This is a genomic window from Halomonas sp. AOP30-A1-24 (assembly GCF_052378165.1).
GTDB classification, from domain to species: domain Bacteria; phylum Pseudomonadota; class Gammaproteobacteria; order Pseudomonadales; family Halomonadaceae; genus Vreelandella; species Vreelandella citrativorans.
Genome location: NZ_JBQSXL010000050.1, coordinates 1 through 11,271, shown reverse-complemented (window position 1 = coordinate 11,271; position 11,271 = coordinate 1). Strand labels below are relative to the sequence as shown.

General features: G+C 51.7%; 9 protein-coding genes. 6 read left to right on the top strand and 3 right to left on the bottom strand.

Features of this window, described 5'->3' with window-relative positions:
* The first annotated feature begins 932 nt into the window (after window positions 1-932).
* From ACT3TJ_RS17405 to ACT3TJ_RS17395, 3 genes are all read left to right on the top strand, one after another.
* Window positions 933-2,609 (top strand): alpha/beta hydrolase, encoded by a 1,677-nt coding sequence (locus tag ACT3TJ_RS17405; protein ID WP_444622719.1) that lies wholly within the window; start codon window positions 933-935, stop codon window positions 2,607-2,609.
* A 55-nt stretch (window positions 2,610-2,664) separates the two neighbouring features.
* On the top strand, window positions 2,665-3,444 hold the full coding sequence (locus tag ACT3TJ_RS17400; protein WP_444622720.1) for a CLCA_X family protein: 780 nt from the start codon (window positions 2,665-2,667) through the stop codon (window positions 3,442-3,444).
* 219 nt (window positions 3,445-3,663) lie between these two features.
* Entirely contained in the window at window positions 3,664-5,001 is a 1,338-nt protein-coding gene (locus ACT3TJ_RS17395) for a CitMHS family transporter (protein ID WP_444622721.1), read from the top strand.
* A gap of 115 nt (window positions 5,002-5,116) precedes the next feature.
* Here the strand turns inward: ACT3TJ_RS17395 and ACT3TJ_RS17390 are convergent, their stop codons facing one another.
* Window positions 5,117-6,067 (bottom strand): pirin family protein, encoded by a 951-nt coding sequence (locus ACT3TJ_RS17390; RefSeq protein ID WP_444622722.1) that lies wholly within the window; start codon window positions 6,065-6,067, stop codon window positions 5,117-5,119.
* A gap of 157 nt (window positions 6,068-6,224) precedes the next feature.
* Window positions 6,225-6,848, bottom strand: a complete 624-nt coding sequence (gene ycaC / locus ACT3TJ_RS17385) for an isochorismate family cysteine hydrolase YcaC (protein WP_192528638.1) — start codon at window positions 6,846-6,848, stop codon at window positions 6,225-6,227.
* Between the two features lie 146 nt (window positions 6,849-6,994).
* Between ycaC and ACT3TJ_RS17380 the strand changes: the two genes are divergently transcribed.
* Together ACT3TJ_RS17380 and ACT3TJ_RS17375 are read left to right on the top strand one after the other, a co-directional pair.
* Window positions 6,995-7,900 carry a LysR substrate-binding domain-containing protein gene (locus tag ACT3TJ_RS17380; RefSeq protein ID WP_226913377.1) on the top strand — a complete coding sequence of 302 codons (906 nt, stop codon included), beginning with the start codon at window positions 6,995-6,997 and terminating at the stop codon, window positions 7,898-7,900.
* A 69-nt stretch (window positions 7,901-7,969) separates the two neighbouring features.
* Window positions 7,970-8,131 (top strand): metallothionein, encoded by a 162-nt coding sequence (locus tag ACT3TJ_RS17375; RefSeq protein WP_193053101.1) that lies wholly within the window; start codon window positions 7,970-7,972, stop codon window positions 8,129-8,131.
* 491 nt (window positions 8,132-8,622) lie between these two features.
* Here the strand turns inward: ACT3TJ_RS17375 and ACT3TJ_RS17370 are convergent, their stop codons facing one another.
* Window positions 8,623-10,245 carry a BCCT family transporter gene (locus tag ACT3TJ_RS17370; protein ID WP_444622723.1) on the bottom strand — a complete coding sequence of 541 codons (1,623 nt, stop codon included), beginning with the start codon at window positions 10,243-10,245 and terminating at the stop codon, window positions 8,623-8,625.
* Window positions 10,246-10,593: 348 nt separating this feature from the next.
* Here ACT3TJ_RS17370 and ACT3TJ_RS17365 point away from each other — a divergent pair.
* Window positions 10,594-11,271: hypothetical protein (locus ACT3TJ_RS17365; RefSeq protein ID WP_444622724.1), on the top strand; the 678-nt coding region annotated here is incomplete at its 3' end.

Genomic DNA, 11,271 nt, shown 5'->3' with positions numbered 1-11,271 from the left:
TTCTTGAAATCATAGCACTTTCAGCCGCTTTCTTTTATACCCTGTGAGAAATCCGGGCTAAAGCGTCTGAGTTATCTAACCCAGGTTATGAAAAGATAAAACAAGCGCTTTTTTTACAAACATTTAATACACCCTGCAAATGTTTTATTTCAAAGCAAAAGCACCTGCCAAACAAGGTTAATAATTACCGAATAAAACAAAAGCTAAACTTTAGACCTTTTCGATCTTAGCAAATTATCAAATAAACTTTATTAAACTTTAAACAACTTGACTATAAAAACGGCGCCAAATTACCAACAAAAGCTTTGGGGACCACTGATCAAGACAATTACGTTAAGTATAACTCAAAAATATATACTAATTTCTTCGTACTATTACTGATAAATGGGTAATACGGACAACTCGACTTTCAACCTCAAGCCTGGTATCGCCCTACGCCACAACGAGCCAACCCTGAATTCAGCCATTAAGCACAGCAGAAGGCCAACCCGCAGGCAAGCATTGGCCATTTTTTATACAGAAGTTTGCCTCCATTGCGCATCGGATCAGTTCTGAAACGTTTTCGTACAATATCTTTACAATAATTATTTGTACACCAATTAACTTTTAGCTATGGTCTGTAGTGTTCGCGGCAAGGAAACCGCTAGCAAGGAAGCGATCGCTCAGGATGAGCTGTAAGATGTCATGGATGGTCAAGGAGACGCAAAGAAGCCCTCGCATCGGGGGCTTCTTTTCGTCTGGTTCCATACCCAGCATTTATTCCTCCCCCACCCATGACGCTTCACTCCTATGCGCATATCCACCTGTTCGAAAGTCCATCTATTCGCAAGTTCATTGCGCCTGAAATAGAATAAAGTTAGCAGAAAGCCACTCGCTTAGCGCCAACGCCTTAGCGATTTTCGTTCAAAGCCTACAGCGACCATGGATAACCAATGGAACTGAGCAGACAACAACAGTGGATCTTCTCACGCCTTTCGCGTTTTTCAGGCGTGGGCCTGGTACTGGGCACGCTCTTCTTTGCGTTTTCGCTAACGCCAAGCCTTATACCTCGCCCACTCATCGCGCAAGGCATCGTGTCGGGGCTAAGTTTTACCGCGGGCTATGCGTTGGGAGTGATGGGGCATGGGCTTTGGCGTTACCTCCATTTACCTGCCCCCAATGCGCGGCTGGAAACGTATTTTCACTGGTTAGCCGCCGCTGTATCCCTGAGCATCGCCGCTCTTTTTTTATGGCGAGCCGCCGAATGGCAAAATAGTATTCGCCAACTAATGGAGATGGAACCCGTTAGCGGCACACACCCCTTCTCCATTGCCTTAATTGCCTTGGGTGTGTTTGCGTTTTTAATGCTTATGGCGCTGCTTTTCAGGCGTACCTTCCGGCTACTTTCACGTAAGTTGGCTTATATTCTGCCCCGCCGAGTGGCCTATGTGCTGGGCACGATCGCCGCTATTGCGCTGTTTTGGCTCGTTATCGAAGGCATTATTTTTTCGTATGCGCTAAAGGTGGCCGACCGCTCGTTTCAGCAGGTAGATGAGCTTATGCAAAGCGACCTTTCTCCGCCTGAAGACCCACTAAAGCCCGGCAGCGCAGAGTCGTTAATTAGCTGGGAAGCGTTAGGCAGTCGTGGCCGACGCTTTGTGACCGAAGGCCCAAGCGGCGCGCAAATCGGTGACTTTCTGGGCGAAGAAGCTCCTGACCCTGTCCGCGTTTATGTGGGTCTTAATGCTGCTGAAACGCCTACCGAGCGAGCCAAACTCGCGCTGGAAGAACTGATCCGAGTGGGCGGTTTCGAGCGTTCTGTCTTGGTATTAGCGACACCAACAGGGCGTGGATGGATAGACCCAGGGTCGCAGGATACAGCGGAATACCTACACCGCGGCGACATTGCCACGATAGCGGCCCAATACTCCTATCTGCCCAGCCATCTATCGCTAATTTCTGAAGCCGATTATGGCGTCGAAAATGCCCGGGCGTTATTTGCAGTGGTCTATGATTACTGGTCCAGCCTTCCCAGTGACGAACGTCCTCGGCTGTACCTGTTTGGGCTCAGCCTGGGCGCACTTAACTCGGATCTTTCGTTTGATCTCTACGATATTATTGATGATCCCTTTAATGGAGCGCTATGGGCCGGCCCGCCTTTCCGAAGCGACACATGGAAACGCATTACGGCTGACCGTGACCCTGGCTCGCCAGCTTGGCTACCCAGGTTTCGCGATGGCTCGGTAGTGCGCTTTATGAACCAAACGCAGGGGCTTCAAGAAGTACCGGGAGAATGGGGAAATTTTCGTATTGCCTACCTGCAATATGCCAGCGACCCCATTACGTTTTTTGAACCCGCTTCTTTCTGGCGTGAACCAGACTGGATGCACACACCGCGTGGTCCCGATGTTTCACCCGATCTGCGCTGGTATCCTGTGGTAACAATGCTGCAATTATTGGTAGACCTTACTACCGAAAGCGCCCCGCCAGGCTTTGGCCATGAAATTGCGGCGGAAGACTATATTGATGCCTGGGCCGCGCTTTCCGAACCGCCCGGCTGGGATGAAGAGTCCCTGAAACGTTTACGTGACTTCTTTATTCACGCCAGGGAGGCAAGGATTCAGCACTAATCCTCAGGCTGTCTAGCTTGAATACCTTTACCGATAGCCAACAGGTAAGCGCGCCGTGAGTATCGACGCTCGAACGTTTTATCGCAACGGGCCGTCTCATCGCCAGCAGGAGCCCAGTAGCTTTGCGCTTATTCGGCGCCAGTTCGATTTTCGCTCCATCGAAATTGGCCGCTGGGTAACCCCTGCTGAGCGCGACCGTGCAGCGGAGCTGTTTCATGATGCGCTGTGCGATTTGATGTTGATTCTACAAGGCCCCGAAACGCTGGTGTCATTACGCGGTTCACTGGCATTGCAGTATGGCAGCGGCGGGCGGCCCGGCGTTGCCGCCCATTACGACCCCGCCCAGCGCAGCTTTGCGCTGGCTAAGAACGCAGGCTCTGGCAGTATTGCCCACGAGTGGTTTCATGCCTTTGATCACTACATTGCGCAAAAGTGTTTCACGGGGCTATCTCGCGATATATTTGCATCAGCCGCCTGGCTGGCTGATGCGCCGCCTATTGTGCACCCGCTTAACCTGCGCCTAATAGAGTGCTTTACGGCCATTCTGCTACAACCCGGCGGCAAGCAGCCCAGTGAGCTTTTTCAGCACTCGGTAGCCATGGACCGCAAGCTGGGACAAGTGTATTACAGCAAACCGGAAGAGCTATGCGCCCGCGCGTTTGAAGCCTTTGTGCAGGACGCGCCGATCAAGAATCACTTTTTGGTTAAAGGCACCAAAGCCACCCCAGAAGCCGAACTTGGCCTTTACCCCCAGGGCAGCGCCCGCCAGCACATCAACACTGCTTTTCAACGCTATTTCAGCCAGTTAGGCCTCGCCTTAAGCCGCCCCCTATAAACCCTGGTTATCAGGTACCAGCCCGTTCATCGTCTCTCTGTTAGTGCAAAACCGTTCACCTACATATCGGCGTTTACAAGACGACTAAGCATAAAGTCTAGGTTGTGCAGCCAAAACAGAGTCACCATAATCCGCGCGACTTTAGTTTATTAACCATTAGTTTAATTCAGGAAGTAGTGAAATACCCTGGATTGAAAATTCACGCTCAAGGAGCTGAAAATGTCGCTAAGCCTAGCGGGCCTGACCGCTATCGCTGCTATTGTAGCCATGCTGTTAAGCGGACGCGTATCGCCCCTGGTGGCCTTCGTCCTTGTGCCTATTGTTGCCGCCATAGTTACCGGTTTTGGTATTGATGATATCGCGATGTTTTATGAGCAAGGCTTCGCACGCGTTATCCCTGTCGCTGTCATGTTTGTGTTTGCCATTCTGTTCTTCGGTATCCTTCAGGATGCGGGGCTATTTGAACCGGTTATTCGCAAGGTGCTGTCAGTATCCAAAGGCAATGTGGTTAGCATTACCGTAGCCACCGCACTTGTTGCCAGTATTGCCCACCTGGATGGCTCCGGAGCCACCACTTTTCTACTAACCATTCCTGCACTTCTACCAACCTACCAGCGCCTGCGTATGAGCCCTTACCTGCTGTTACTGCTGGTCGGTTTGGGCGCCAGCATTATGAATATGCTTCCCTGGGCTGGCCCGCTCGCCCGAATTGGCTCAGTACTCGGCATGAGCCCAAGCGAGCTATGGCGCCCGCTTATTCCCCTGCAGATATTTGCGCTGGTCCTTCTACTCGCACTGGCAGTGGTATTAGGCCTGCGTGAAAATCGTCGTATCAAGCGCCTGCCTTCACTCGACTCTGACTCTGACGCTGCCTTGAATGACACAGCCACCGCCAATATTCAGGAAACCTTCAGAACACAGCCAGCCGCCAACAAGGTGCCCGGCTGGAAAATGGCCTTTAATACGCTGCTGTTATTCGCGGTTGTCGTTGCGCTTACCATGGACACTTTGCCGCCCGCGCTGATCTTTATGATCGGTGTTGCCTTGGCACTACCGGTTAACATTCCCCAGATGGATGGGCAGATGCAGAGCATCAAACGCCATGCGCCCAATGCCCTTGTTATGGCCACCATTATTATTGCCGCGGGCACCTTCCTCGGGATTCTTAATGGCTCCAATATGCTGAGCGAGTTATCGGCGGATATCGTGGCAATTCTACCGGCAGCCGTGGTGCCCTATATGCACATATTGATCGGCATTTTTGGCGTACCGTTTGATCTTATTCTGAGCACCGATGCGTACTTCTTCGCCTTTTTGCCTATCGTGATTGAAGTGGTCGGCAATGCAGGGGTTCCAGCGGTTTCAACCGCGTACGCAATGGTGATCGGTAATATTATCGGCACCTTTGTTAGCCCGCTTGCCCCGGCCGTTTGGTTAGCGTTACAGCTTGCCGGGCTGGAAATGGGCAAACATATCCGGTACTCCTTCGGCATTATGTGGGTCTTCAGCCTTGTATTACTGCTTTTTGGCTACCTTATCGGTGTCATCACTCTGTAGCCCAAAGCTGCGCGATAGCCGCTTGTAAAACGCTGTGAAAAAAGCTCGCTGAGGTATTCCCTCATGCGAGCTTTTTTATGCTTATTTTCAAACGCGGTAGAAAGTAGTCAGGCCTTTAATTACCCGGCTGGCCTGGGAAAGGAACAAATTCGCTATTGTCGTCAGGTGGCAGTTGGAAGCGGCCATGTTCAAAGTCGCCTTCAATCCATGCTTCCTTGGCGGCTTCAAGCTTCTCTTTGGAAGAGGCGACAAAGTTCCAGGAGACATAGCGCGGGCCGTTAAGCGTCTCGCCGCCCAGCAGCATTAAGCGCGCGCCGCGCTCGCCTGCCGTAACGGTAATCGGGTCGCCTGGGCGGAACACCATCATCCGGCCCTCCTCAAACACTTCACCGGCGATAATCACGCTGCCCGAGGTAATATAAACGCCTCGGTCTTCATGGTTATCAGGCAGTGGCAATTTGGCGCCCGGCATCAAGGTAGCATCGGCATAAAACATGTCCGAGAAGGTCTGTACGGGGGCTTTCTCACCCCAAGCCGTGCCTAGAATCAAGCGCACCTCTTTGCCTTCACCCTGCAGTAGCGGCAGTGCGTCCTGGCCCTGGTGCTCAAAGGTGGCGGGTTTATCTTCGTGTTCTTCAGGCAACGCTACCCAGGTTTGAATGCCAAACAGCGAATGGGTTGGCTGCCGACGGGTAATGGGGCTAGTGCGCTCTGAATGCGTCACGCCATTGCCGGCCACCATCCAGTTGACCTCTCCCGGATAGATCATTTGGTTGGTGCCCAGGCTATCACGGTGCTGAAATTCCCCCTTATAAAGGTACGTAACGGTGGCCAGGCCGATATGCGGATGAGGGCGAACATCGATTCCACCTTCCGTTAAGAACTCGGCAGGCCCCATTTGATCGAAGAAAATAAATGGGCCGACCATCTGCCGCTTGGGCGCAGGCAATGCGCGGCGCACTTCAAAGCCGCCCAGGTCACGCGCACGGGGAATAATCAGCGTCTCGATATCCTTCAGACCACCCGCTGATGGGCATTGGGGTTCAATCGTCGGCATCCAACTCATGTGCTGCACTCCTCAATAATAGCGTAGGCAAGGCGGCCCGGCTTTTTCGTTATGTTTTATGACGTAGTAACCGTTATCGATGAAGATAAACCTGCCTTGCTGCCCCAGGTGAGAGAAGCCACTGGCGACAGATTCCGCCGCCAGTGGTTACTCGTAATTACTTGCTCGTCAGCGTGCTGTAGCTGTTCATCAGGTTGCGATAATCGGGAATGTGATTAGCGAACAAGGTACCCAAGCCTTCAACATCATTACGCCAGTCGCGGTGAAGCTCACACGCCGCGCCAAACCAGCTCATCATTTGCGCACCGGCGGCTGACATACGGTCCCAGGCAGCATCGCGCGTCATGGCATTAAAGGTGCCGGATGCATCGGTGATCACGAACACGTCAAACTCTTCTTCCAGGGCAGAAAGTGCCGGAAAGGCAACACACACTTCGGTAACGATGCCCGCGATAATCAGCTGCTTTTTACCGGTCGCTTTAACGGCTTTCACGAAATCTTCGTTGTCCCACGCGTTAATTTGGCCAGGGCGAGCGATGTAAGGCGCGTCGGGGAAGCGCTCTTTTAACTCAGGCATTAACGGGCCGTTAGGACCATTTTCAAAACTGGTGGTCAAGATAGTGGGCAAACCGAAGTACTTTGCTGTATCAGCCAGGGCCAATACGTTATTTTTGAAACGGTCAGGTTCAATGTCGCGCACCAGTGAAAGCAGGCCCGCTTGATGATCAACCAACAATACGGCGGCGTTATCTTTATCTAGACGAACGTAAGGTTTTGACATGATCCACTCCTAGCACTCAGTTAATGGAGCCATCACCATTGGCAGCTCCGGTTGGCCTTGCGACTTACAAAACTGAGTGTAGACGGTCGTCTGCTCGGTGATTAGATGGGAAAATCACAACACACCGTTTCAATTTGAGAACGATAATGACCATCCCCAATCTCAACGACCTGTACTATTTTGTCCAAGTGGTGGACCACGAAGGCTTTGCACCCGCTGGGCGCGCCTTGGGCATCGCCAAGTCAAAGCTTAGCCGACACGTTGGGGAGCTCGAAAAACAATTAGGAGTACTGCTTCTCCACCGTTCAACGCGGCATCTGCGTATGACCGATATCGGCCAGCGCTATTACCTGCACTGTAAAGCCATGCTGGAAGAAGTTGAGGCTGCCCAGCAGGTGATTGAAGAGAGCCAGTCTGGGCCTTGCGGCATCATACGGCTTAGCTGCCCCACCGGGTTACTTAACTTTCATGTCAGCAAGATGCTGGCGGATTTCATGAGACTCTACCCCCAGGTACATATTCACCTGGAAGCCACCAACCGCCATGTAGACCCCCTGACGGAAGGTATTGATATTGCTATTCGTGCCCGCCCTCTACCGTTTGAAGATAGCGATCTGTTCCACAAGGTGCTGTCAGCAAGCAGCCAGTGCCTGGTGGCCAGCCCGAAACTGCTCAGCCGCTATGGGAAGCCGAAAGCGCCCAGCGACCTTACCCACTTTCCCAGTATCAGCCGCGCAAGGCCCATGGAGCAGCACATTTGGCGATTACAGCGCAACGAACACATCGAGGTTATTGAGCATACGCCACGCTTTATTACCACCGACATGACCGCCCTTTACCATGCCACGCTAGCAGGCATTGGTATTGCGCAAATGCCCAAGCTGGTGCTGCCGGGCGCCATTGATTCCGGCCAGCTGACGCTTGTCTTACCGGAATGGGAACTACGCCAAGAAGTGATTCACGCGGTTTACCTTGCACGCCGCGAGTTGCTTCCCTCAGTGCGCGTGTTGCTGGACTTTATGGCGGAACGCTACGCCGAGCTGGAACTATAAATCACTAACGCAATTACATAACACTGGGAGCCGGGTCTATGCTGACGTTACCAACACAGGAGGTGCAATATGGCTCAACAACAGTGTGCTTGCCCGAAATGCGATTGTTCCGTGGACGACCAATCCATTGAGAAAGATGGTCAGAAATTCTGCTCCGAGGCGTGTGCTATTGCCCATACAGACGGCTCCACGGGCTGCGGTCACAACTGTAGCTGCGGAAAACCAGCATAGCCTTAACGTGCCTACAGTAGTCATCATAGCGCCCAGCACCTCTGCTGGGCGCTAATGGGTTAAGTCTCTGCTTTCCTCTGTTCGTTGCTACGCTTAATTTCTACTTTCAGCTTCTACTTCAGTTCCTAATTGGCTTCAGCCCCTTAATCAGCCCACCGGGTAATCATTCCGTATCGGCATGTTCGCCTCGCCACGTGCGAAAAAGCCACCCATGCACTAGCCTTAAAGGCTCTCCACCCTTACAAGGAATGTAATTATGCCTTCTACTACCGTTATTGTTGTCGTGGTTGTCGTGATCGCCGTACTAGGGATTGGCTTTAGCGGCGTTCTGCCGTTTTAAATAGTTTTGCTATTCTAACTACGAGACAACTCAACGACTGCTGGCTCGAATATTGGTAACGTGCGAACAAGGAAGATTAAACTTCCGAACGCTACACAAAATGCCCGCTGAGCCATCAGCGGGCATTTTTCTGTGTGGCCATTTTGTAAGATTATTCGTTCAGCTTTTCGGGCTTGGGCGGGCTGCCTACTTTCACTTTGGTAAGGTCCTCATGAGAAAGGCCGCGCAGCAGCGATAGCATCATGACAAACACCAGGATAAACATGGGCAAACCGACCACGGTAATTACCTCTTGGAGTGCGGTAAGCCCCGCATCACCCGCCAGCACAATCAGCATAGCGGCCAGCATGCCTTCCGAAACACCCCAGAATACGCGCTGATACCAAGGGCCAGGGTCGGCGCTGCCGGTACACAACATATCGACCACCAACGACGCAGAATCTGACGAAGTAGCGAAGAAAATTGCCACGACCACCACCGCCAAGCCCTGGATTAACGTAGCCGCTGGGAAGTTCTCAAAAAACGCGAACATGGCGAGCGGGATGCTTTCAGCCACGGCGGCGGACAAGGCACCCGCCTGGCCCCCCATTGCCTCGCGAGCCGCTGCGCCAATGCCATCAATCTCCATGGCCGACCAACCAAAGATCGCAAACCACACCAGCGTAAACATGGAAGGCGCAAACAGCACACCCAGCACAAACTCACGGATGGTGCGCCCGCGAGAGATACGTGCCACAAAGATGCCGATGAAAGGCGACCATGTCACCGTCCAGGCCCAATAGAACACCGTCCAACTGCCCTGCCACCCCCAGCCGCTGCCATCAGTACTGGTATAGCGGGCCAAGGTGTCATTCCAGAACGCCATCGGCAATAGATTAGTGATGTACAGGCCAAAGGTTTCAACAACGGCACGTAACAAAAACACGGTCGAGCCGGTAAGCAGCACAAACACCAGCAAGCCAACCGCCATGCCAATATTGATATTGGAAAGCCGCTTCACACCGGAATCCAGCCCGGCCACGATTGACCCAACGGCAATGGCGGTCAGCACCGCGATAATAGTCACTTTGGTAAACACCGAATCCGGCACACCCAACAGCTCGGTTAACCCCGCATTGATCTGCTGGGTACCCAAGCCAAGGGAAACCGCGACACCAAACAGCGTGCCCAGAATGGCAAAGATATCGAGGGTTTTGCCGACAGGGCCGTAAATGCGCTCGCCCAGCAACGGGTAGAACACGGAGCTAAAACGCATCGGCAAGTTGTAACGATAGATAAAGTACGCAAACGCCAACCCCGGCATCGCGAAAATCGCCCAGGTATGCAGCCCCAAGTGATAGATCGAAAAGCTCATGGCATCGTCGGCGGCTTCTACCGAAAAGGGCTCGACACCCGGCCTGGGAGGCGTAGAGAAGTGGGAAATAGGCTCGGCAACCCCCCAGAACATCAACACCGTACCGATACCGCCCGCAAACAGCATGGTGAACCAGGAAATGTTGCTATACGCAGGCTTGGCGTCGTTACCGCCCAAGCGAATTGCCCCGTAACGGCTAATCGCCACCCATAGCAAAAATGCCACCCAACTGGTCACCCCTAAAATAAAAAACCAGCCAAGGTTAGTAACCACCCACTCCCGCCCCGCACCAAAGGCACTCCCTATCGCGTTTGGTGCAATCAACAGCGCCACCAGGAACAGGACCATGATGCCTGCAGAGGTGAAAAAAATAGTCGGATCCGTCCGAAGGCCCAGCTTTTTGGCGAGATTATTGAGCATAATCTTTCCTCTTGTCTTTACAACAAGGTAGGGGGTATGGGCGGATTGCGCCAAGGTGCATTAAAAGCTCCTGGAGAAGCTCTTACATGTGTATTGGCGCATTTGTGATGACCTTACGAGCAAAGCTTTTGTCATAAAAATAAATAAAAACAAAAACATACTTCAAAGACCAAATAATCAACCAAGAGGTAAAACAACCATCTCTCAATTAACATAGGCTCTTACATTATTTGTAAGCTTTATCTTACAAATAATTTTAATTTTCCATTACCTTAACCATTTCATTGACATTCAAATTAGAATTCGCTTTTGTGGATTAACTATTTTAAAAATAATCATGGAATCCATATGAGCGAAACCCGTCCTGAATACACATCACAGGGAAAATATGCCCGGTTAATCCCTACTCTGGCTGACAGCAAAAAAGAGGAGCGCGCAACTTCTATACTCTTGGCAGCGCTAATGTCGGTATATGAATTTCGCAAAGCGATGCTTCAATCGATCAACAAACGCGTTGGAGAACGCACAAAGCTTGAGGCTTGGACCGAAGTAGTCTTCAAAAATGAAACCCCAATAAACCAAAAAAAGAGTCCTGATGACCGACCTGATGGGCTTGTCGTTCTAAATACTGGCCGAACGAAGTGGCATGCTTTGGTTGAAGCCAAGGTAGGCAGCGAGACCGTTGGAGAAGACCAGCTATTAAAATATATCAAACAGGCCAAGGAACATGGCATTGATGCCGTTATTACTATTACTAATCAATTTGTCGCCTTCCCGACCCACCACCCTGTAACCATTCCTAAGAAGCATTTACGCTCAGTTGAGATTTTCCATTGGTCATGGACCTACATCGTGACCATGGCCCAACTGCTCCTAGCGCAGGACAAAATAGAAAGTCAGGATCAACGATTCATTCTGCATGAAGTAGTTAAATATCTTGAAGACCCCGGCAGCGGTAAGGCTGGCTTCACCAGCATGAACTCTGAATGGAAGACGGTGGTACAGAGCGCTTTTAACAATACGAAG